Raw genomic sequence first — 22918 nt, 5'->3', positions numbered from 1 at the left:
TGGCTTTGTTTATTGTGGCATGTAGCAATTTTAGATAAATTGCCATCGGGCAAAGATGGACGGTCTTATACGAAAACGAATTTAAAGAATCTGTTTGAATTTTGGAAGGAGCGGCTATGAGAAAAATGTTTTTATTTTTAGTGTTGCTTGACGCCTTGCTTGTTGGTTGCTCGGGTTATGATGTTGCCCATGGTGACTATGAAGGAACAGGTTCACTGCTTCATGAAATTGCAAACAACTCTGGCTATGATGTGAAAGTAAAATTCTTATGGCAATATGATGAAAAAAGGGATTCCGTCTTGATGGACGTTGCCGAAGGAGATACAATTGTTTTGCCGGAATCCGTAGGTCACCTGGCAGAGACTTTTGTGGAAGATTTCAATTTGGCTTATCCTGATGGGACCTTTGATGCTTATATAGAATTTGATGTTTTACCTGCCAAATGTGTTTCTTTTGTGGGCGATGTCGATGAGCAGAATGATATACGTTCAGAAAAATTTTCTGAATTTATTGACCCGACGGATGCCGATGGATTCCGGTTCAAAAGGTATACCATTGATTCGGCTTTATATAAGGATGCTGCTCAATGCCCCTAGTAGGGCTCTAAACTTGCAAAAATATTCCTTTTATCTTTCTTTTGCGGGGAAATAGTGCTTTTTGCTCCGGGAACCTTTGGAACGGGGGTGTATTTTCTAAATTAGGGGTGAAAATTTTGCGGTATTCCGCAGAGGATAATTATGTCTAAGACTATTTTGCTTTTCCCTGGCCAGGGTGCCCAGTATGTAGGTATGGGCCAGACCCTTGCTTCCACTTTCGAACCGGCCAAGAAGATTATGCAACAGGCCGACGAAATCCTCGGCTTCTCGCTTTCGAAGCTCATGGCCGAAGGCCCCGAAGATGTTTTGAAGAGCACCGACAACACGCAGCCGGCCCTCTTTACCGTGTCTGCCATGGTGATGGAGCTCCTCAAGTCCGAAGGTTTCGCGTTCGACTACGTGGCAGGCCATTCCCTCGGTGAATACTCCGCCATCTACGCTGCTGGCGGTTTTAGCTTTGAAGAGGGCCTCCGCTTGGTGCGTACCCGCGGTGAACTCATGGCCAGTGCCGGTTCCAAGAACCCGGGTGCGATGGCTGCCATCATGGGCCAGGACGAAGCCAAGATTCTTGAACTTTGCGAAGCCGTGAAGGACGTGGGCGCCGTGGTGCCCGCCAACATCAACTGCCCGGGCCAGATCGTTGTCTCCGGTGCTGTCGCCGGCGTGAACAAGCTCGTCGAAAACTGCGGTGCCGCCGGCATCAAGGCCATCCCGCTTGCCGTGTCTGGCGCGTTCCACAGCCCGCTGATGCAGTTTGCCCAGGCAGGCCTCGCCGAAGCGATTGCCAAAACCAAGTTCAACGATGTCGAAAAGCCGGTTATCGCCAACGTGATTGCCGAACCGGTCACGAAGGGTGCCGAACTTGCCGAACTTTTGGTGAAGCAACTGGTATCTCCGGTCCGCTGGAACGACTGCATGAACAAGGCCATCTCCCTCGGTGTTACCCAGGGTGTGGAAGTGGGCTCGGGCAAGGTGCTCATGGGCCTCATGAGGAAGATTAGCCGCGACGTGAAGGTCACGCCGGTCGAAACCATCGAAGCCTTCCAGGCTCTTAAGGGATAAACCTTTCAATTACAGGGAACAAAAAATGGGTAAACTTACAGGTAAAAAGGCTATCGTGACCGGCGCATCCCGCGGTATCGGTCTCGCCATCGCCACCAAGCTTGCGAGCGAAGGTGCCGACGTCGCTATCCTTTCCACATCGGTCAAGGAAGAACTGGCCGCCAAACTTTCCGCCGAACTTGGGGTGCAGGTCAAGAGCTATGCTTGCGACGTGGCCGACTCCGAAACGGTGCAGAACGTGTTCAAGCAGATTATTGCCGACATGGGCACGGTCGACATCCTGGTCAACAACGCCGGCATCACCCGCGACGGCCTCTTGATGCGCATGAAGGACGAGGAATTTGATGCCGTGATTGCCACAAACCTCCGTTCCGTGTTCCTTTGCACCCGCGCCGTGGCCCGCACCATGATGGGCAAGCGCACCGGCCGAATCATCAATATTTCGAGCATCAACGCCCTGCGTGGCCAGGCCGGCCAGGCGAACTACGCTGCCGCCAAGGCGGGTATCATCGGCATGACCCGTTCCAATTCCAGGGAATTCGCTTCCCGCGGCATTACGGTGAACGCCATCGCCCCCGGCTTTATCGGGACGGACATGACTGCCGCCATGGACGATGCCACCAAGGAAAAATATGCAGCCCAGATTCCCCTCGGACGTATCGGAAAGCCCGAAGACGTGGCCAATGCGGTCGCTTTTTTGGCATCTGACGACGCCTGCTACATCACGGGTCAGATTTTGGGCGTAGATGGTGGGTTGAACGCCTAGCCAATTTTTACTAAATTTAAACTTAAACAATCCAAACGGAGTAAACAATGACACAAGAAGAAATTTTCAAGAAGATTACCGACGTCATCGTCGCCAAGCTCGAAGTCAAGGCCGAAGACGTGAAGATGGAATCTGAATTCGGTAACGACCTCGGTGCCGACTCTCTCGACCGCGTCGAGCTCGTGATGGCTCTCGAAGACGAATTCGAAGTCGAAATCCTCGATTCCGATGCCGAAAAGTTCCAGAAGGTTGCCGACGTGGTTGCCTTCATGGCCGAAAAGAAGAAGTAATCGCTTCTGCAAACGCCCTGGCAATGGCGCCGGGGCTTTCGATGAAATTTGCTCCGGCCCCTGCGGCCGGGCTTTTTCTATTTTCGCAGACAGAAAGGAGATGCCTTTGCCAGAAGAAAACGTATTGAAGAAATTGCTGAAATTCTGGTTTCGCCAGAAGCCCGACGGCGGACTTGAGGCGAAGCTTGGATATCGGTTCCGTGAACCGGAACTCTTGGTTCAGGCGCTGGTCCACCGGTCTTACCTGACCGGAACGGATTTGCCCTACACAGAAAACAACGAACGGCTCGAATTCCTGGGCGATTCCGTGCTGAACATGCTAACGACGGAATTCCTGTACAAGACGTATCCCGATGACCCGGAGGGCGAACTCTCGAAGCGCAAGAGCGCGATCGTTTCGGGGCATGCCTGTGCGCAGTCTTCGAAGGAATGGGACTTGAGCGAGTATATCAAGCTCGGGAAGGCCGAGGCGAAGATGGGCGGTCGCGGCAAGGAGAGTATTCTTGCCGATGCCTACGAGGCCGTGCTCGGGGCGGTTTACCTCGATGGCGGGCTCGACGAGGTCCGTGCAATCCTCAACAGGTTCCATTTCCCGCGTGTGAAAGAAATTATTGTCGACGATGACTTTGTGAACTACAAGAGTGCCCTGCTCGAATACCTGCAGGGGAAGCGCCATACGGTTCCTGAATATGTTCTGGTGGAAGAATCCGGACCGGAGCACCAGAAACTGTTTACCGTCGAGGCGCACGTGAACGGCAAGGTCTATGGCCGTGGCCAGGGTGGCAACAAGAAAAAGGCCGAACAGGAAGCGGCCCACAAGACTCTTGAAATGTTGAAGGCTGAAGAGGCGGCGCAGGCGAAGGATGTTCCGGCCGAGGTGGCGCCCGTGAAACCCGTAAAACCCAAGCGGTATTATAGACCGTAGGGAGATAAAGATGAAGAATGGAAAAATGAATTTTTGTCGTGTGGCTGCCGTGTCCGCGACGTTGATGCTGTCTGCGATGGCCCTTACCGCATGCAACGAGCAGGGCTCTGCGGGCGCGAAGGCTGCGGGCGGCGAGCTCAACTGCCCGGAACTGCCGGTCGATTCCACCGCCACGGGCGAGTTCGACCCCATAGCCTCGAAGGATGCCCGCCCCTGCGGAACGATTACGCTCTGGGGCTCCGCGATGCCGAAGTCGTTCAACATGTGGGAAGACTACAACAGCTTCTCTGCCGAGCTCATGGGCATGATGTTTGAACCGCTCGTGAGTCTGCACTCCACCGAGGACCGCGAAGTGGGCATTCTCGCCGACAGCTGGAGCGTATCGGAAGACGGCAAGACGTTCACCTTCCACGTAGATGCGCGGGCCCGGTGGAGCGACGGCAAGCCCGTCACCGCCGAAGACGTGCAGTACTACTACGACGTCATCATGGACGAGAAGAACCTCACGCCGATTTTCAAGGTCGGGCTTAGCCGTTTCGACCGCCCCGAGGTGGTCGACAGCCTCACGGTGAAGATGACCGCGAAGGAATCGCACTGGGGGAACTTCTGGGAAGCCGCGGGCATGCTCGCGTTCCCGAAGCACGTGTGGGCAGGGAAGGACTTCAACCAAATCCGCTACGAGTTCCCGGTGGTCTCGGGCCCGTACAAGATCAAGACCTTCCGCGAAGACCGCTATGTGGAACTGGAACGTCGCGCCGACTGGTGGGGTTTCCACAAGAACTGGAACCGCGGCAAGTACAACTTCCAGAAAATTCGCTACCGCTTCATGAACGACCAGACGAAGGCGCTCGAAGCCTTCAAGAAGCAGGACTTCAACGCCTACGCCATCTACACCAGCAGTATTTGGATGAAGCAGACCGACTTCGACGCCGTGAAGAAGGGCTGGGCCGTGAAGCAGAGAATCTTTAACAAGGAGCCCATCGGATTCCAGGGCATGGCCATCAACCTGCGCAAGCCGCAGTTCCAGGACGTCCGCGTGCGCCGCGCCCTTTCGATGCTCCTGAACCGTGAGGCCATGAACGAGAAGTACATGTTCGGCCAGTACTTCCTGCTGAACAGCTACTACCCCGACCTGTGGGAAGGCAACAAGAACCCGACGGCGCCGCTCTACACGTTCAATCCGGATAGCGCCCGTGCGCTCTTTGCCGAAGCGGGCTACAAAGTGAATGCCCAGGGCGTGCTCGAGAAGGATGGCAAGCCTTTCGCTATCAACTTTATCACCAGCCAAGAAGACTTGCGCCACCTCACGCTGTTCCAGGAAGACCTGAAGAAGGTGGGCGTGGTGGCGACCATCGAACAGATGTCGCAGAGTACTTTGCGCAAGCGTCTGGACGATGCCGACTTTGACCTTTACTGGGTGAACTGGGGCGCTGGCCGCCTCCGCGACCCGGAAGCGAGCTGGTCTTCGGCAACGGCCCTGCAGAAAGGCACGAACAACCTCGCCGGCGTGCAGGACAAGGTGGTCGATAGCCTCATCAACTTGCAGAAGACGGAATTTGATTTGGCCAAGCGGAACGAGATTTTGAAGGCATTGGATAACCGCCTTGCCGAAATCGTGCCGTATGTGCTCATGTGGCAATGCGACCATCACCGCATCCTCTACTGGAACCGTTACGGCACTCCCGAGAAGGTGCTGGACCATTTCAACCGCGAAGACGCCATTCCCGTCTACTGGTGGCTTGACCCAGCAAAGTCCGCCGCCCTCGACAAGGCCATGAAAGCGGGCGAAAGCCTGCCGATTCCCGAATACGACGTGAAGTAGGCTATGTCATCCCCGCTATACGATACTTGGCAACTTGTTGCCATAGTAGAGTTATCCTCTTTGGGGAGTATGCGGGGATCTTATGTAAAAACAAAAGAGACGTGCATTGCTGCACGTCTTTTTAAATGCTATGCGCTAGCAGTTTCGGTTAGAACCAGTAGGTGGCGCCGAGCACGAACTGCAGGTTGGAAGCGTTGATTTCGGCCGAACCGACCAGGGGTACATCGATGTCGTCGTAGATGTTGGTCATGCCGAGCACCACGCGGAAGTCGACATCCACGAACGGGATGATTCCGGTTCCCAGGCCGAACACGAGGTCGAATTCGAAGGAGTTCATCGGCAGGAGTTTGTCGAAGTTCTTGATTTCGTCACCGGAAGCGTCTTCGGCGGACTGCGAAATGTTGAAGGAGAACTGCGGACCGGCCTCGATGAAGATAATCGGGAGCGGGGAGAAGCGGGCGAGCACGGGGATGTCGATGTTCCACTGGGTCACGCTGTAATCGGTGATGGCCTGCTCAAATTCGTAGTTACGCATGTCGGCGAGGACGTTCGCTTCTACCGTGAGGGGCAGGAGCGGCAGGGAGAACTTGATGGCGCCACCGAAGTTGAAGCCGATGCCGGATTCAGAGTTGTCGGTGTCGTCGCCCCAGACATTGTTAAGGTCGCCGCCGGCGTGAACACCGAAGCTGAGTTGAGCGAAGGAGGCGGTCGCCGCGAGTGCTGCTGCCAGGATGATTTTCTTGAACATTAGGATACTCCTTGGTTTTGTTTGTATGCTAACAAAAATAATATAAAAGTAAGCGAAAGGCACGGGTTGGACGCAAAAAAAGCGCCCGCATGTGCGGACGCTCTCATTTTTCTTGAATTTTTGCGCTAGAAGTTGAAAATGACGCCCATGTAGACGCCGTCGGCGTTGCCGCCGAGGTGGAACGGGCTCTCGACAGTTTCGTAACCCCTGTACTTTTCGTGGCGGAAGATGAACTCGGCCTTGACTTCGATCATCTTGTTGATGGCGTACGAGGCGCCGAGCCACAGGTTGAACTGGCGGGACTTGCGGTCGCCGTAGCCGTGGTACTTGTCTTCGCCCTTCACGTAGTATTCGCTTTCGGAAAGGCGGTACTTGAGGAGGAATCCGAGGTAGGGGGTGAGTCCGACATTGGGGATGGTGTAGGCTGCTTCGGCACCGAGGTGGAGGTCAAGCCCGCGTTCATGGTCGTCGTATTCGAATCCCCAGAGGAAACCGCCTTCGGTCCCGAACTTGAATCCCTTGAGCTTGGTCGGCACGGAGAACTGGGCGCCCAGGTACATGGAAAATTCGCCGTTCGAGGGGGCGTGCGTGCCAGGACCGTCATATTCGTCTTCGCCTACGGGGAGGTTGAAGTCGAGGAATGCGGTTACCATGGGGGCGACTTGGTAGCGGCCGCCGATGGTGAGGTCGCGGAGGCCTTCGCCGCCGTTGACGCAGCCGGCGCAGTCGTCTTCGTTCCAGAACTGGTAGCCCCAGCTGGTAAAGGAGATTTCGAGGCTCTTGATCATCGTAAACCGGCCTCCGACCTTGAGGCCAGCCTGAGACCAGTTGTGGTCCTTGTCGTAGTAGAGTCCCGCTTCGAAACTCCCGTGAGAGGAATCCGGGATGGGGTAGTAGTCCCAGGTGGCAAAGCTTGCGCCTGCGAGCAGGGCGACTGCCAGGATGAATTTTTTGAACATCTTTTACTCCTTGATGAATCTTGCGAAAATTTAGAAAAATGCATACTCTTATTCCAAGTTGGAATATAGGGGTTTGTCTTTTGGGCGATAAAGGGTGCGCACGCTCACTGCCGTGCGGGGGTGTGATGTCCGTCGCTTTAAATTCGGGAACATATAATATATCTTTTGGCAAATAGAGGGTTGAGATGTCATTTTTTTCACGTTTTTTTACAATTTCGCTGTTCTCCGTAGCGCTTCCGGCGTTTGCGGGTGGGTTCTATAGCCTCTTTTCCCTGAACTCTAGCCCCGGCAACCTGTATCTTTCCCAGAATGCGAACGCGGGCTGTAACGATCCCGCATGGCAGATCGTGGTGAACATGGCGTCCTACACGGGCGGTCCCCACGGAATCAGCGGCAATGGCGGCTTTTTCCAGGCGTCGGGCGGCCAATGCCTGGGCGTGGCCGATGACGGGAATCCGCAGGCGCTCTACGACTTGGTCCAGGAACATTGGGGCAATGCCGAGAAGAACCTGATGCTTGCTTCCGATATCGACCTTCACGAATTTGACGAGACGACTCCCGCCGGGACATGCCTTATGAACCACGTGCCGCTTGATTTTTCGACAGCGCATGTGATTTTCGACGGCAACGGGTTCTGGGTAAAAAACCTTTGCTATGTGCACGATGTCGCGTCTGGAGCGATGACGCAGCCGGCCGGTTTCTTCAGCTCCATCAAGGAGCACGAGGCCGTGAACGTGAACTTCAAGAATGTTCGCATGGTGGTGTCGGATTTGCGTGCGGACCGCGATGTGGCGGAAGCGGGCGCGGACTACTATCCGGTTGGTGCGCTTGCCGGTTATGTGTGGATGTCGACGGTGCGTCGCGTGAGCTTACAGGATGTGGATATCCAGGCGCCCGTAGCGGGGGCCCTTGCGGGCAATATCAGCGCATCGACGGTTTCGGACATTACGGCGAACGACGACATCCTTATTCGCAACGTGCTCGAACTCTCGAATGAAAAAGGGAACTTTGCGGGCTCTACGTTGTTTGACTGGGGCAGCCGCTATTCCGTGTTCCTGGGTGGAATTGCCGGTTTTGCTTTCCAGGTGGACTTCAAGAATCTGACGGTCCGTGCCAAGGTGCAGGATTCCTCTTCGGCTGCAACGTTGTCTGCTCTCGGTGGCGTTGCCGGGCTCTATGCGTATGCGGGCTTTGTCGATGCGACGGTGGATAGTTCGTCGGTCGTTATGGACAACATAAAGCTTGATTCCAGCGACAGCGGCAAGGCGTATACCAAGATTTCGGGCGGTATGGCGATGGGCGGTATCTTCGGCGAAGCGGGAATCACCTATGGCACCAATGGCCCGTATTCGTCGGCGGTGGCGAACCTCTCGATTGTGAACAGCGCGGGTGTCGTCGGAATCGGCGGTGCCAACGCGGACAGCGTGTTTGCGGGTGGCCTTGTTGGTCGCGTCTCCGTGTTCAAGGGGGCTTCGTTCTCGCTGCAGAAAGATACGGTGAAGGTGATGGTGAAGGATTCCTTGACGCGCGCTGTTTCGCATGCCTACTATGCGGGTGGGCTTTTGGGCCTTGCGGGAGAAACCGATGCCGCTAACCTCACCGACGACAGTTTTGTCTCCATCGTGGGTTCCCGCGCGCTGGGTTCTATCTCGGTGGCAGGGTCTGCGACTGCGGTAGGGGACGGGTTTGATGTGAACGCCTACCTCGGCGGTTTCGCGGGAATTGCTATTTTGTCTGTAAACGGAAAGGGGCTTTTGGGATGCCGTAGCGATGTGGATATCCGTTCGAACCTGAAATCCTCTTATGAAGGCGAACTGGTCAATAGCTATTTCCCGGCATACGACAGCATTTTCGTCGGTGGGTTCTTCGGGATTGCCGATATCCTCGGCAACGGCACCAAGAATGACCTCGAACTTTTGAATTCGACCTATACGGGCTCTATCTCGGTGGCCGACAGCGTAAGCCCTGTTTACGTGGGCGGTATCCTGGGGGCGTTCTTCAATAGGGCGGTCAGCGGGGGAACCAAGTCCGTGTCGTTCCGCGATGTCACGGTAGATGCTTCGGGCGATAACCTTATCCGTATCGACGCTTCGGGATCGAATTTCGAGAAACCTTCCGCTTCGATGGTGGGCGGCATCTGCGGCTATTGCTATGCGCTGCGTAGCATGCAGAAGTCGGGAGCCTCCGGCAATATTGCGGTTCAAGGCGCGTTCGGTACGGACAGCCTGCTGGCAGGTGGCCTTGTGGGTGCGACCGTCACCTATGCCGACGTCGAAATGAAGAATGCCTTCTATGTGGGGAACCTCGTTTCCGTCGATGCGGCTCCCGTCAAGACGGGATACCTTTTCGGAAAGCTCGATGCCACCGCGAAGGTCGATGTGTTTTACGCATACCATTATGGCGAAGATGCGGTGGAATATCCGTATGGCGCCTTCAAGTATAGCGGCAACGATGCTACTGCATCCTGGAAGGTTCAGAACGGCCAATACGCTTCGGGTTACGTGATCAGGAATGGCGCGGTCCGGTCGCTTGACGAAAATAGCAACGGTACGGAGGTTTCTGCGACGATGCAGAAATCCGCTTTCGCCGGGTTCATGAATACGGACCAGTCGCCCTACGTGTGGGCTTTTGAGCAAGGCGAAAACGGGAGCCTTCCCTTTATCGCGTGGGGTCCGCATTCGGCCGTGGCTCCGATTTCCGTGGTGGCCTTCCATGTGAATTTCATGGATAAGGACGGCAAGACGCTTGTCGGGACGCAGACGGTCAAGAGCGGCGAAGCCGCGGTTGCGCCCGAGCCCCCGGAACACGAAGGTTACACCTTTGCAGGCTGGGACAAGGCTTTCGACAATGTGGAATCGGACTTGACGGTGACTGCCCGCTATACGATCAACAGCTACAAGGTGGTGTTCAAGGAAGGTGAACGCAAACTGTTCGAAAAGGAATTCGAGTACGGGACGATGCCCGTGTACGATGGCGAAACTCCGACGAAGCCCGCGACGGAACTGCATACGTGGACGTGGACGGGATGGGAACCGGCTTTGGCGCCGGTGAAGGGAGATGCGGTTTACCATGCGACCTTCCGTGCCGTAGAAATCCCGGTTTCGAGCAGCAGCGCCGAAGTTTCTAGCAGTAGCGTGCCGGAATCGAGCAGTTCGCTCCTGTCGAGCTCGAGCGTGCTCCTTTCGAGTTCGAGCGAAATGCAGCCCGCAAGTTCTTCCGAAGAAGTTGCCGAATCCAGTTCCAGCGGAGAATACGAAATTTCGAGCTCCAGCGAAGAAGTCCCGGAATCGAGCAGTGGAATCGAAAAACCGGAATCCAGTAGCGACCGGGCGGTGGAACCTGCACACATTACGATGGAAGCCCATTCTTGGCAGCTGGTGAGTGTCGCCGCATTTAAGGATATGGAATCCTTCGGCGAGGAATCGGCGTTCTACTGGTGGGACGAACGCAATCCCATCGGCGAATACTGGCAATACCGCCGTTATGACGAAACCGAGAAATACGATGCGACTCGCGGATTCTGGTTTGGAACGTTCGAAAGCAAGACTATCGAACTCCGGAACAGCAACCCCGAGGAGGCTTCCGATATCGAATGGGAACTCGATAGCCTCTACAGTGGTTGGAATCTGGTGGCGAATCCCTACAGCTGGAACATCGTTCTTGATGCGGATGATTACGGTGATGTCCAGTTCTGGCAGTGGAATCCGGAAACAAGCGAATACGAAATTGCCGATACCCTTGCGCCTTACGAGGCCATATGGGCGAAGGTCTCTAGGCCGGTGACGGTTCGGATTCCGGCAAAACCTGCTGCGAAGTCGGCCCCTGCTGTAGCCGGGGCTTCCAAGCGGATGCTTGCGAAGTCCGCAAATGGAAATGGCGGCTGGAATTTGCGTGTGATGCTGTCCGACAAAAACGGCAAGCGCGACAGCTGGAACTTTATTGGCGTGGGTGATGAATCGACGCTGGCGGAACCGCCTGCCGGCATGGGCGATTTTGTGAACCTCTCCATTGTCGAAGACAACCAACGCCTGGCAAAGAGCGTGAAGGCCCGCTCCTGTGCCGCAGAAGTTGATTGTGAATTTGTATGGAACATGGAGGCGAGTGCCACGAGTGCGCGCAAGGCGTCCCTCTCCTTCGAAGGTCTCGAAGATGTCGTGGCCGCGGGTCTCCGCGTGTTCGTTGCCGTAGATGGCAGGACGTTCGAAGCCACGGACGGCAAGGCTATGGAAATTTCACTAGAGAAAAACGCCAAACCCGTGACGCTACGTGTTTCCAGGGAGAACGTGGCCGTAGCGGGGGCGGCGAAATTCTCGAATTTCCGCTTTGTGCAGCAGGGCTCGCTAGTCGGCGTGTCTTTCGATGCGGCGCCCGGCCTGGCGGGCAGCGAAGGCCGCGTTGACATCGTTTCGGTGAACGGAAAGGTTGTTGCAAGCGAACGGCTGGTGGCCCGTCGTGGCGAAAATACCGCTTACATCGCAACATCCGTTAAGGGACTCTACTTAGTACGGGTTCGCCTTGAAAATCAAGTCGGAATCCATAGAATTGTACTAAAATAGTACCTCTTTCTTTAGAAAAAAGATAGATTTGTAGCAGGCCCCTTCCTAAAAAAGGAGAATGTTATGAGTTGTGCCCGTCGTTTGCTGCCCCTTTTCGGTGTCGCTTTTTTTCTTGCGGCCTGCGGTGATGACAATGGCGAGAGTATCCTGGACGAGCTGATGCTTGCCGATTATGTGGTGGACGATGCCGACGGCCTCAAGGAATGCAACGAAGACCGTGATGGCATGACGGCCTACCTGAAGGATGCCGATTCTCTCTTGGTCTGCAAGAAGGGAAACTGGATCGCGTATGATACGACTCGGTCTGGTGATGAAAAATCTTCCAGCAGTGCGGTGAGTTCTTCGTCCGATGGCGGAAGCGGGATTGAAGATGAGTTTATTACGGGCATGAGCCCGTTTGAAACCCTCACGGCAGTTTCTGTGCTGGAACTCAATGGCGAAACGCTCGAAGAGACGGGCCGCGTATACAGGGGATGGTCTACAGGCGGCCTCGGCGGTTATGAGGTGCATGGGGTGACGCTTGCTTCGCAATATGCTGCTGTCGAAATTAGCGGCAATTACCGCCTTGCTGTATCGGGCAGCGTGACAGACATTCCCGTCACCCTGAAAGCTTTGGTGGATTTCTCTGAAACCAGCTCGGTGAACGTGAACTTGCTGACGCATCTGGAATACGCGCGCGTGCGTAGCTTGGTGGCGTCGGGCAAGAGTGTCGCGGACGCGAGGCAACAGGCAGAATCCGAAATCCTGGACGCTCTCGGCATTGAAGGCTCTGTCGGAAATTTCGGGGACCTGGATATCGCTTATTCCGATGACGGCAGCGCCATTCTGCTGGCTGTCGATGTAATCATGCAGGGCGACGTGAGCGACGTGCAGCTTCTGCTTCGGTTGAAAAATTTTGCAGGCGATATCGAACGCAATGGCGAATGGAAAGATTCGACCGTCAAGACCGAAATGGCGGACTGGGCGGTACAGATGGAAATGGGCGGCAAGCTTGCCGCCGTGCGCAAGAACATGGATGCATGGGGCATGGGCGAAATCGCGAATTTCGAAAAGTACGTGCGCATGTTCTGGGCCAATGTCTTTGGACTTGGTAAATGCGATGCGAAAAATGAAGGTAAAAGAGTCGAGATTGCGAATGAGCTCAGCATCTACTATGGGTCGCGATACCGCTTCCTTTGCAGCGACGGCGAATGGGTCGCGGATATCAGGCAGGATTTCGAAGATTGGGAGGCTGTAGAAGATGGCTCTATCAGGTGGAGCGAAACCGGAGATTGCTACAAATACGATGAGTCCCTCGAAAAGTGGGTGGTTGCGACCCCGCGCGAATATATGCTCGGGCTGGGTGGCTGCACGGAAAAACGCAAAGGGTTGGTCCTGAAAAGCAACATGGACTATTCCTATTACATGTGCTCCGATATTGGCTGGCGGACTGTATCTCAACTGGATTTTGACACCTACGGCCATGAGTGCGGGACGGATAACGAGGGCGAAGTCAAGCTGCTTGGCGAAGAGGGATATACCACCTATTATATCTGCAAATCAGACGGCTGGGACGAAGCCCTGGAAATAGAGTATGATACCTATGGCCTGGACTGTGCTTCGAAAAATGTCGGTGATATTAAGTATGGAGTCGTGACGGGGAATGTGAGGTATTACTGCACGGCTAACGGCTGGGTGGATTTTGAAACATGGAGCTGGAATGTTCCTACGGAAACTCGCCTTAGACCGGATATAAAATATGGCACGCTGGTCGACCCCCGCGATGGACAAAAGTACAGGACAATCGTTGTCGGATCCCTGGAGTGGACGGCCCAGAATATGAACTATGCGCCTGTCGAGGGTAGCTACTGCTATGATGACAATGCTGATTATTGCAAGGTGGCGGGGCGCATGTATGACTGGCAAATTGCAGTGGACTCTGCATGCCCTGAGGGGTGGCATTTGCCTACCCAGGCGGAATATAAAACACTGGTAGATGCTATGGGAGGCTCGAGCAAGGTCGGCCCCAAGTTGAAAACGACTAGCGGTTGGAACGATGGATGGAGTGGTTCTGATTCTGTGGGGTTTGCTGGTATTCCGGCGGGCTACCGGTACAATTCCCATTCCTATGAAGAGGGATACAGGACGGGATTCTGGACGAGCGAAAGAAAGGATATTCTGAGCTATGCTTATTTCCTTCCTTTGAACAATAGCAGTGTGATAAACTTTAGTTATGATAGTATTGATGACTATGCGTATTATGTCCGCTGCGTCAGGGAGGTCGAAGAATGACGGGTCGATTTTTTATGGATAGCTTTTTGAACAGGAGTTTCCGTATGGACAGGAAATTTGCCTTCTTGAAAACAGCGGTCGCGCTTTCTGCGACACTCCTCGCTGTGTCGCCGTGGGCGGCCGGAACGTCTAACCAGGAAGAGGAAGGGAAGGTCTATTGCGTAAAGCGGACCGGGTACGACGGCGAATACTACGTGCAGCTGTCGCAGCAACAGGCCGGCTATCAGCCTGCCGAAGGTGAAACATGCAGCGCTCTCTGGATTGGCCCTGAAGACGGAGGAGAGCAGGGAATTTACGAAACCTTGTATGAGCTTATCAACCAGGAGGATGCCCCTATCATGGGTCTCTTCTTGGCGTCGGATGTCGACTTCGGTGGCTATGACGAATCGCAGCAAAAGTGCAATCAGGAGTTCCGTCCGTTTGTTTTTGAAGGGGTAAGCGGTGCGATCATCATTAGGAGCAAGGACAGCAAGACATACACGGTGCGAGGTCTTTGCCGCATATCGGAATACTCCAGTGATTACGCTGCCTTTGCCGCAAGGAGGGATGGGGGCGAAATTACACTTGAGAATGTCAATTTCGAGGATGTCCATCTGGAGAATGATGAATACGCGGGACTTCTTATAAATGAAGCGTCTCTGGGCGCTGCTTCGACTTTCGGGGTGGTTTCGTATGTATACACGAACGTTTCCGTGAAAGATGCCGTTATCAAGTCGTATTCCTTTGCTGGGGTCTTAGCTTCGCAGGCCGTGAATGTAAGTGTTTATAATTTCCAGGGCGAAAATATTTCCGTTTCGTCGGTGGCGACTGAAAATCCGAATGAATATGACCAAGTGATGATCGGCGGTCTCTTTGGAAAAGTGGATACGCTTGCTTCTATGGAAAGTGTCGTTGTCAAGAATTTGTCCGTAACGCATCATCGGGATGCGAAATTTAGCGATGGTCGGAATGAAAATGGACTTATCCTTGCTTCGATCGGGGGTCTTGTCGGCAAGGCTTCTGGAGGCACTTTTGCGAACGTGGCTATAGAAGGTCTTGAAGTTGCGGACCAGACCGAAGCGGGTGGAAGCCGAGTCGGTGGCCTTGTGGGTTATGCAGATCCTTTGCCGTTTGGCACTTCCGGCTATGCTATCCAGATGACCAATACTTTCACCGTGGGCGATATCCGCTGCGATGGCTCGACACCGTGCGAAATCGGGTTTGGAATAGGTTCTATGGCGTTGGGACAGAATCCTAGCCAATATGAGTGGCTCTTTAATTTCTATGCAAACTATCATTATTCCGATAATTCCGGTGACGCCGCCGGCTTTATGGGTGAAATTAGCAGCGATTTTCTTGCCAATCCAGAGACGGCTGCGAATGAATTCAATACCGAGGGCACGCTGACTCCAGGCAGTCAGGCCACGGCTCCGCAACCTATGACTGTTGCCCGGGGCAATTTCCGCAATGCGGTCGGCGATCTCACGGCGGGTGTTTTCGATACGAGTTCCTATGTGGTACGGATCGAGGAAGAGGATGGCAGCGATGGCAGCGAGTTTATGAACGGAGTCATATCCAGTTCTGCCATGAAGTCGGCAAGTTTTGCCGCTGCGATGGACACCTACGGTCGGCGCTTCTTCACGGAAGTGTCCAATCTCTCGTGGCAATATGGCGACAAGCTTGCGACTCCCTATATTTCGGGCTTGCCGGGGTATGCTGACCAGAGTCAGGTCATTGTTGATGATGTTTGGGTCTACTTCTTGATGGATTGTGTCGAATCTGGCTGTCTCACCGAAAGTGAGGAGCGGATGCTTTCCAACTACGGCAACTATCGTATGAGCAATATTAATGAGAATCTCTTTAGGTTCGAAACGAATGATGGGCGCATCAACCAAAAGTGGGCCGAGTTCGCCTACGAACTGACGCAGGACAATCCTGATCGCGCTCCCGTATGTTGGGTGATGTCCAGGGGCAAGATCCCGTTTGCTGTGGATAATGTCTATACGCAGAGTCAAAACTATACGCTTTCTACCGATTGCAATGCGAATGCGGTTTCGGAAGCCGAGATTTTCCTTGGCGAAGGCGTGGATTACATGATGTCGCCCGTGACTGTCATGACATTCTCCAAGGATTCAGCGACGGGCACATTGACGGAAGTGAGCAGCATGGCTAGCGATGGAAGTGCCCCCATGTTCTTCGAAATTGGCCAGGTCATCTATATCTATTCCTCTACGCCGGCAATTACGGATGGCTCCAGGTTCAAGGGCTGGAAACTCCGTGCCGCACTTGCTCTCACGACAGATCAGGATGTCCTGCTTGAAAGGGCGAGGGCGGGCATTCTTGTCCCGTCGGACGAAAACGGCTATTTCGACCTGGGTTCGGTGAACGACGAACTTATGGAAGAATTTTTGAAAACGCCCGAAGGCAAGAAGGCGATGCAAGAAGACGAGGGCGAAATGAAACCCGTCGTTGCGGTGCTAGTCTATCCTGAAGGCTTCGAGAAAGCGAACGGAATCACGGATTCCGGCGATTCGGGAAATGACGAGCCCGGTAAGGAAGGCGATGCCGAATTTGAATTGCTCGAAATCGTGAAACCGCGAATCCTGAGTTCCGGCAACGCTATTCAGTTTGTCGCGCAAACGGGGAACTTTAGGTATGTGCAGGATTACCCCTTTATTGCCATCATGATAGAAAATGACGATGGCGAGCTGATCGTAAATGATACCATCTATAACGGAAGTTGGTGGCCCGAAGAGACGCGCTGGACCAAGTACCCGCTGGCATTCGGAAACTACCTGCTGACCGCGACAATCTTCAATGGCGATCAAAAGGCGACCTATATGCAGGATTTCGAGGTGAAGTCGACAATCGCGGACGGCAAGGCCGATTCCTGGCACATGGTTTCGCTTTGGAATGTCGATTTCGATAGTTACAAGTGGTCGGACGATGGAATCTTCTACTGGTGGGACGAATCGAATGCTGCGGGAAAGTTCTGGCAGTATCAGGAACTTTCGCCCAAGGATTCCTTGGTACAGGGCCGCGGCTACTGGTACAATTCGCTTGACGGCAACGCTCTCAAGCTGAAGGATTCCGCATTCGTCGATGACCTGACCTGGAAACTGGACAGCGTGAACAGCGGTTGGAACCTTGTCTCGAATCCCTACGGCTGGTACCTGGATCTGGGTGTAGACGATGAGGAAGAAGAGGAGGAAGGGGACTACAATCAAGAAAATTCGTGTGACGAGAAGTGGGAATGGCTTGAACACGAAAGCCACATGGGTGGAAGGTTCGACAAGGAGTTCTACGAAAGCCAGAAGGGATGGGTTGAGGAATATTGCAGGAGCTTGTTGCCTGCCGTGGAATTCTGGCGCTGGAATCCGACAACCGGCAACTATGACCCGGCCAAAATTCTTGCTCCCTACGAGGCGGTGTGGGTGAAGGTGAACAAGCCCGACTCAATCTCCAAATGGGAACTTTCATCGGACCCCTACTTTGCCGACTCGCTCAATATGGATGGCGAAAATGTGCTTACGAAGTCGCTGAACAAGAAGTTTGTGCTTGCGAAGGCCGCCGGCAAGAGCGGCTGGGCGCTACAGGTGAAACTCTCCGATGCGCGAGGCAAGATGGATAACTGGAACGTGCTCGGCGCGGGCCGTGTCGCCTTGCGTTCCGAGGAGCCGCCTGCCGGCATGGGCAACCGCGTGAACCTTTCCATCGTGGAATCGGGCAAGCGGCTTGCGAAGAGCGTGAAGCGTATTTCTGACGGCTCCTACGATTGGAATGTCGAACTCTCGGCGACCAGCGACCGCATGGGTTATCTCGAAATAGCAGGACTCGACGACCTTGCTTCGAAGGGCCTCTCCGTGTATGTGACGGTCGACGGCAAGACGACGAAGATGGTCAATGGCACAGCCATGAAGGTGATGCTCTCTACGACGCCGAAGGTCGCGAATGTCCATGTGGGTGACGCCCCGAAGGCCGTGCTTGCGCGCACGCTTGATGGTCTCAAGGCTATGCAGTCCGGTACGACGCTCCAGGTGGGCTTCGATGCAGGATCAGGCCTCGCGGGTAGTGCCGTAAGTGTGGATATCGTAGACCTGAAGGGACATGTGGTGCGCTCCGTTTCTACGAAGGCGCTTGCGGGGGCCAACAGCGTCGCCGTCGAAACGCCGAAGCCCGGTGTCTATATGCTCCGCGTCCGCGCGGGGAATGTGGGCGGAATGGGTCGCTTGATGGTGAAGTAGCAGAGTCCTGTTTTTGAAGGTGGTCCTTTATGAAGACGCTCGTCGTTGTTGGTTTCGTATTAGCCCTTTCCCTGTTCTCCGGATGTTCTATATCGGGGAGCTACGGGCATGTGGAACAGTTCGAGATGGAGGCTCTCGCGTCGCCCGAATTGCGCGGTGCGGGAGGCTTTAGGGAACCCAACACGACAGCGACGCGCCTGACGGCGAATGTCCACATGGGAAACCCGGAGAAGGAACGGCTTTCCGGCATTGTCAACAAGAAGGGAAATTGTGGCAACCTTGCGGACTGCGAGGAATACAAGGATATCGAGGTCAATGAAAACGTGGATGCTACTTACAGGATGGGATTCCCTGTTTTGACCGCTTCCCTGGATTTCGTGTACAAGCATAACCTGCTCATGCTGGGAGGGAGCGCCTCCATTGACAAGGGCGTGTTCGGCAACGCGTTTATGGGACTGAATACGAAGTATTTCGAAATCGGGGCTGCGGCGGGCTTGTGGATCCACCGACGCGAATTCACCTATTCGGGAACGGACTTTTTCTGCGTGCATTATTTCTTGGGCGGGGATGAGCTCGAGGAAGGTTCCTTTGAGTCTTCGACGAGTGTCGGGCAGGTGGCGGTCTATGGCGGTTTTGCCAGTGCCTACTATGGCCCGCTTTCCCTCAGTTTCTCGTTCAGCGTCTATCGCCCCGACCCGGCTTATCCGAATCGGTCCAACGGCAATTTACAGGCGAAATTTGCGTTCCCGCGGGTGATGACGGAATACATTGTCGCGGGCTACAGGCTCAACGACAGTTGGGAATTCCGGGTGGGTGCGGCCAACACCTTCGGAGAATTTCCCGGTTGGCATTGGTCTGTCACGGGCGGCGTGAGCTACTATCCCAAGTAATTGCTATCGGCCCGAGTGGTATATTTGAGACCACAAAAAAAGGAACCCTCGCGGGTTCCTTTTTAGTTATTCTGTCGCGACAGTTGATTACTTGATAATCAACATGCTGTCGTCCCAAGCCTCGTGCTTTTCGAGGCCGAGGAGGTTGGCCGTCGTTGCTGCGATGTTCGACAGACCCCAGTCGCCTTCCTTGAGGCCGAGCTTGCCGCCGGTTACGTTATCGTAAAGGATGCAAGGAACCTTGTTCAAGGTGTGGCTTGTCTTTGCCTTGAAGGTACCGTCCTTGTTGAGCTTCGGCATGCCGGTCTTCTTGTCGATTTCGTACATTTCGTCTGCGTTACCGTGGTCAGCCGTGATGATGGCGACACCACCGAGAGCGTCAATCACCGGGAGCAAGCGGGCGAGGCCGATATCCACGGCTTCGATAGCCATCGTTGCAGCGCGGAAGGAGCCGGTGTGGCCCACCATGTCGCCGTTCGGGAAGTTGCAGCGGAGCGTCTGGTACTTGCCGCTCTTCAAGGCTTCGATCATGGCGTCGGTGATTTCGGCAGCCTTCATCCACGGGCGCTGTTCGAACGGAACAACGTCGGATTCGATTTCCAAGTATGTTTCGCCGTCGAACTTGCTGGAACGGTTACCATTCCAGAAGTAGGTCACGTGGCCGTACTTCTGCGTTTCGGAGCAGGCAAACTGCTTGACGCCCGTTTCGGAAAGCCATTCGCCGCTGGTTTCCTTGATGGCCGGAGGCGGCACCAAGAAGCGGTTCGGGAGCTTGAGGTCGCCGTCGTACTGGAGCATGCCGGCGTAGCACACATGCGGGAAGCGCTTGCGGTCAAATTCGTTGAAGGATTCTTCTTCGAAGGCGCGGGTGATTTCAATAGCGCGGTCGCCACGGAAGTTGAAGAACACCACGGAGTCGCCGTCGTTGATGGTGCCGACCGGAGCGCCGTCCTTTGCAATCACGAACGGGGGCAGGTCCTGGTCAATAGCCTTGGTTTCGCCGCGGAGAGTTTCGATAGCCTGCGTGGCGTTGTCGAAGTAGCGGCCTTCGCCGAGCACGTGGGTCTTCCAGCCGAGTTCCACCATCTTCCAGTTGGCATTGTAACGGTCCATGGTAATCTGCATACGGCCACCGCCGCTAGCAATGCAAACGTCGAATTCCGGGCTGCGGAGTTCGTCCATGAACTTTTCGAACGGGCCAACGTAATCGAGGGCGGAAGTTTCCGGCACGTCACGACCGTCGAGCAAGATGTGCACGCGGACCTTCTTCAGGCCTTCCTTCTTGGCCTGGGCAACCATGGCCTTGAGGTGAGAAATGTTGGAGTGGACGTTACCGTCGCTGAAGAGGCCGATGAAGTGGAGCACGGAACCGTGGTCACGCACGTTCGCGGCAATTTCCTTCCAGGCGTCGCGGCCGAAGATGTCGCCGGAGACGATTGCGTCCTGCACGAGGGCTGCACCCTGGTTATAGACCTGGCCGGCACCGATGGCGTTGTGGCCCACTTCGGAGTTACCCATGTCTTCGTTGGTCGGCATACCCACGGCGCGGCCGTGAGCCTTCAAAAGCACGTTCGGGTACATCTTGAAGAGGTTGTCGAGAGTCGGGGTGCGGGCAGCCTTGATGGCGTTGCCTTCGACCTTATCGGTGATACCAAAACCATCCATCACGATGGTTACGACCGGTCCCTTGATGCCGGGGAAATTGGAAAGCTTCTTGAGCATATTGTGTCTCCTTGAGCTCGGCCTGAGCCTAGCCAGTTGAATTAAAATCCGAGCACAAATTTAGAAAACATCGGGGCTTACGGCTCCGATGTTTCCGAAGACACGACAATATGGCGTGTTACTTTTTCTTTCCTTGGTTGGCGACTGCTTCCATTTTGGCTTTGAGGGCTTCCTGGTCTCCAAGGTAGTAGTGTTTAACCGGGTTCAAGTTGTCGTCAAACTCGTAAACGAGCGGGGTCGCAGTCGGAATATTCACCCCCAGAATTTCTTCCTTGGTCAACTTGTCGAGGTACATCACCAAGGCGCGCAGGGAATTGCCGTGGGCGGCAATCACGACTCGCTTTCCGGCCTTCATCTGCGGCTTGATTTCTTCGAGGTAGAACGGGATGACGCGGGCGATCGTCGTTTCGAGGCTTTCGTTTTGCGGGAGGAATGAAGGATCGATATCGCGGTACATGGGCTGTTTCTTTGCGCTGCGCTCATCGTCGTCATCGAGAACGGGAGGTTTCACATCAAAGGATCTGCGCCAAATTTTCACTTGTTCTTCACCGAATTTCTCGGCGGCTTCGGACTTGTTTTTGCCCTGAAGGTCTCCATAGTGCCTCTCGTTCAGTTTCCAACTCTTTACGACAGGAAGCCACGCTCTGTCCATCTCGTCAAGCATGTGGTTCAAAGTATGGATGGCGCGCTTTAGGTATGAAGTGTAACATAAATCAAAATCATAGCCTTCGGCTTTTAAAAGCTGACCTGCAGCTGCAGCTTCTTCGTGACCTTTTTCGCTCAGGTCGACGTCCATCCAGCCGGTAAAGAGGTTTTTCTTGTTCCATTCGCTTTCGCCGTGGCGGATTAGTACGAGTTTTATCATGAGGTTTCTCCTGATTATTGGTTCTTATGAATAGCAATAATAGAAAAAAAACTGATGAAATTAGATGAATCTAATAAAATTAGTCTAATATAATTTAAAAATATGAAAAAGCGGTCCTTTGCACATCAAAAAAGCCCTCCCGTAGGGGAGGGCTTTTGAAAAGCTTTTAGCAGTCGATTACTTGTAGTAAATGAGAGTCACAGAACCCTTGGTATTGCTTTCGAACATGGGCTTCTTGATCATGACGGGGTAGGTCTTTCCGTTCGCCACGATTTCGAGCCAAAGGCCGGAAGTGAGTTCTTCGTCATAGGCGCGGCTCGAGGCTACGAACTTTTCGAGGCAGACGGGCTGGCCGGGGTTTGCGACTTCCGGTTGCAGGCCGGTGGTCTGGCTGTTGTCTTCGAACACGGAGACTCCGGCGCCCGGGACAAGAGATGCTTCCCTGCCGGAAATGTGCAAGGTGACATGCGGATTGTCTGCGAGACCCGTTTCGAAGTTGAGCGCATTCTGGGAACTACCCGTGGTGTTGGAAAGTTCGACTTCGTTTGCGGTCACCGGGGTGCAGGTTTCCGGTTCCGAAGCAGAAGATGATTCCGGTTCCGGTGCCTTGCATTCGCTTTCGTTACGCGTGAAGGTTAGCTGGTTGTAGGTGTTCGTGTAGGTAATAGTCTTGACCTTCGGATCGACCGTGTGCTTGGTGCTTGAGAATACGGTGATATAGAGGTTGAAAACTCCGCAGCTGCTAAGCTGTGAAAATTCAAAGAACTTCTGGGACAGGGAGATGCGATCGGTGGGTAAAACCTGGCCGTCGAGATTGATGGCGATGGGTTCCTGCATAATCTTTCCGTCGCCTGTGGGCTTGCCCACGGCAAAGTGCACGCTGTCGATGCGCGTCACCTGGTTCGTGTCGCCTTCGAATGCACCTTCGGAACTGAAGAAGTCCGGGTCGATTGTGATGACGCCGCTCAAAGAACCCTGCATGCCGTTCATTCCGGACATTACCGTAACGGAGGGCTCGTTGAACAGGACCGGATTTAGAGAGGATTCCTTGGGAAGTTCGACGGGCTTGGAGGACGAGGATCCCGGACCGACCGGGTTGTCTCCGCCTTCACCGCCGCAGGCAGTGAAACTGAAAAGAGTGGCGGCCGCAGTTAGGCCGAAAAGAATCTTTTTGGAGTTCATGAGTGTACCTCTGTTTGTTTTTCTTGAAAATAAACAAAAAT

15 protein-coding genes are annotated in these 22918 nt (G+C 54.3%); 10 read left to right on the top strand and 5 right to left on the bottom strand.

Going from position 1 to position 22918, the window contains the following annotated elements; genetic code table 11:
• The first annotated feature begins 116 nt into the window (after nucleotides 1-116).
• The 6 genes from B4B27_RS09595 (at nucleotide 117) to B4B27_RS09570 (ending at nucleotide 5461) form a co-directional block, all read left to right on the top strand.
• A complete protein-coding gene (locus tag B4B27_RS09595) occupies nucleotides 117-596 on the top strand; it encodes a hypothetical protein (RefSeq protein ID WP_173382346.1) in 480 nt (159 codons plus the stop codon).
• A 141-nt stretch (nucleotides 597-737) separates the two neighbouring features.
• Entirely contained in the window at nucleotides 738-1658 is a 921-nt protein-coding gene (gene fabD / locus B4B27_RS09590) for an ACP S-malonyltransferase (protein WP_290726025.1), read from the top strand.
• A gap of 25 nt (nucleotides 1659-1683) precedes the next feature.
• Nucleotides 1684-2424: a 3-oxoacyl-[acyl-carrier-protein] reductase gene (fabG, locus tag B4B27_RS09585; RefSeq protein ID WP_173382344.1), complete on the top strand. Its 741-nt coding sequence runs from the start codon at nucleotides 1684-1686 to the stop codon at nucleotides 2422-2424.
• Nucleotides 2425-2471: 47 nt separating this feature from the next.
• A complete protein-coding gene (acpP, locus tag B4B27_RS09580) occupies nucleotides 2472-2714 on the top strand; it encodes an acyl carrier protein (RefSeq protein WP_173382343.1) in 243 nt (80 codons plus the stop codon).
• 106 nt (nucleotides 2715-2820) lie between these two features.
• On the top strand, nucleotides 2821-3639 hold the full coding sequence (rnc, locus tag B4B27_RS09575) for a ribonuclease III (protein WP_173382342.1): 819 nt from the start codon (nucleotides 2821-2823) through the stop codon (nucleotides 3637-3639).
• A gap of 10 nt (nucleotides 3640-3649) precedes the next feature.
• Complete coding sequence (locus B4B27_RS09570) at nucleotides 3650-5461, top strand: extracellular solute-binding protein (RefSeq protein ID WP_290726021.1); 1812 nt, start codon at nucleotides 3650-3652, stop codon at nucleotides 5459-5461.
• A gap of 148 nt (nucleotides 5462-5609) precedes the next feature.
• Here B4B27_RS09570 and B4B27_RS09565 read toward each other — a convergent pair whose 3' ends face one another.
• The gene (locus B4B27_RS09565) at nucleotides 5610-6209 is read right to left on the bottom strand and encodes a porin family protein (protein ID WP_290726020.1); all 600 of its coding nucleotides are present in this window, start codon (nucleotides 6207-6209) and stop codon (nucleotides 5610-5612) included.
• A gap of 125 nt (nucleotides 6210-6334) precedes the next feature.
• Entirely contained in the window at nucleotides 6335-7168 is an 834-nt protein-coding gene (locus B4B27_RS09560; protein ID WP_290726017.1) for a transporter, read from the bottom strand.
• 185 nt (nucleotides 7169-7353) lie between these two features.
• Between B4B27_RS09560 and B4B27_RS09555 the strand changes: the two genes are divergently transcribed.
• From B4B27_RS09555 to B4B27_RS09540, 4 genes are all read left to right on the top strand, one after another.
• The gene (locus B4B27_RS09555) at nucleotides 7354-11724 is read left to right on the top strand and encodes an InlB B-repeat-containing protein (protein WP_290726014.1); all 4371 of its coding nucleotides are present in this window, start codon (nucleotides 7354-7356) and stop codon (nucleotides 11722-11724) included.
• A gap of 63 nt (nucleotides 11725-11787) precedes the next feature.
• On the top strand, nucleotides 11788-13995 hold the full coding sequence (locus tag B4B27_RS09550) for a fibrobacter succinogenes major paralogous domain-containing protein (protein ID WP_290726012.1): 2208 nt from the start codon (nucleotides 11788-11790) through the stop codon (nucleotides 13993-13995).
• Between the two features lie 44 nt (nucleotides 13996-14039).
• Nucleotides 14040-18218 (top strand): hypothetical protein, encoded by a 4179-nt coding sequence (locus tag B4B27_RS09545; protein ID WP_290726010.1) that lies wholly within the window; start codon nucleotides 14040-14042, stop codon nucleotides 18216-18218.
• A gap of 29 nt (nucleotides 18219-18247) precedes the next feature.
• A complete protein-coding gene (locus B4B27_RS09540; protein WP_290726008.1) occupies nucleotides 18248-19108 on the top strand; it encodes a hypothetical protein in 861 nt (286 codons plus the stop codon).
• A gap of 87 nt (nucleotides 19109-19195) precedes the next feature.
• Here the strand turns inward: B4B27_RS09540 and gpmI are convergent, their stop codons facing one another.
• From gpmI to B4B27_RS09525, 3 genes are all read right to left on the bottom strand, one after another.
• The gene (gene gpmI, locus B4B27_RS09535) at nucleotides 19196-20830 is read right to left on the bottom strand and encodes a 2,3-bisphosphoglycerate-independent phosphoglycerate mutase (RefSeq protein WP_290726006.1); all 1635 of its coding nucleotides are present in this window, start codon (nucleotides 20828-20830) and stop codon (nucleotides 19196-19198) included.
• A gap of 118 nt (nucleotides 20831-20948) precedes the next feature.
• Nucleotides 20949-21692 carry a 2,3-diphosphoglycerate-dependent phosphoglycerate mutase gene (gpmA, locus tag B4B27_RS09530; RefSeq protein ID WP_349678244.1) on the bottom strand — a complete coding sequence of 248 codons (744 nt, stop codon included), beginning with the start codon at nucleotides 21690-21692 and terminating at the stop codon, nucleotides 20949-20951.
• A 180-nt stretch (nucleotides 21693-21872) separates the two neighbouring features.
• A complete protein-coding gene (locus B4B27_RS09525; protein WP_290726002.1) occupies nucleotides 21873-22877 on the bottom strand; it encodes a hypothetical protein in 1005 nt (334 codons plus the stop codon).
• Nucleotides 22878-22918: the final 41 nt, after the last annotated feature.

Origin of the sequence: Fibrobacter sp. UBA2449 (genome assembly GCF_002342555.1) — a bacterium.
In the GTDB taxonomy this organism is placed as follows: Bacteria; Fibrobacterota; Fibrobacteria; order Fibrobacterales; family Fibrobacteraceae; genus Fibrobacter.
The sequence above is the reverse complement of the archived record's forward strand: the minus strand, read 5'-3'. Positions and strand labels throughout refer to the sequence as shown.

Bases quoted from the DNA above. Each gene is read 5' to 3' on its own strand.
- acpP (WP_173382343.1), top strand. From the start codon at position 2,472: ATGACACAAGAAGAAATTTTCAAGAAGATTACCGACGTCATCGTCGCC.
- B4B27_RS09565 (WP_290726020.1), bottom strand. From the start codon at position 6,209: ATGTTCAAGAAAATCATCCTGGCAGCAGCACTCGCGGCGACCGCCTCC.
- B4B27_RS09595 (WP_173382346.1), top strand. From the start codon at position 117: ATGAGAAAAATGTTTTTATTTTTAGTGTTGCTTGACGCCTTGCTTGTT.
- B4B27_RS09540 (WP_290726008.1), top strand. From the start codon at position 18,248: ATGAAGACGCTCGTCGTTGTTGGTTTCGTATTAGCCCTTTCCCTGTTC.
- B4B27_RS09545 (WP_290726010.1), top strand. From the start codon at position 14,040: ATGGACAGGAAATTTGCCTTCTTGAAAACAGCGGTCGCGCTTTCTGCG.
- B4B27_RS09555 (WP_290726014.1), top strand. From the start codon at position 7,354: ATGTCATTTTTTTCACGTTTTTTTACAATTTCGCTGTTCTCCGTAGCG.
- B4B27_RS09570 (WP_290726021.1), top strand. From the start codon at position 3,650: ATGAAGAATGGAAAAATGAATTTTTGTCGTGTGGCTGCCGTGTCCGCG.
- fabG (WP_173382344.1), top strand. From the start codon at position 1,684: ATGGGTAAACTTACAGGTAAAAAGGCTATCGTGACCGGCGCATCCCGC.
- B4B27_RS09525 (WP_290726002.1), bottom strand. From the start codon at position 22,877: ATGAACTCCAAAAAGATTCTTTTCGGCCTAACTGCGGCCGCCACTCTT.
- gpmI (WP_290726006.1), bottom strand. From the start codon at position 20,830: ATGCTCAAGAAGCTTTCCAATTTCCCCGGCATCAAGGGACCGGTCGTA.
- B4B27_RS09560 (WP_290726017.1), bottom strand. From the start codon at position 7,168: ATGTTCAAAAAATTCATCCTGGCAGTCGCCCTGCTCGCAGGCGCAAGC.
- fabD (WP_290726025.1), top strand. From the start codon at position 738: ATGTCTAAGACTATTTTGCTTTTCCCTGGCCAGGGTGCCCAGTATGTA.
- B4B27_RS09550 (WP_290726012.1), top strand. From the start codon at position 11,788: ATGAGTTGTGCCCGTCGTTTGCTGCCCCTTTTCGGTGTCGCTTTTTTT.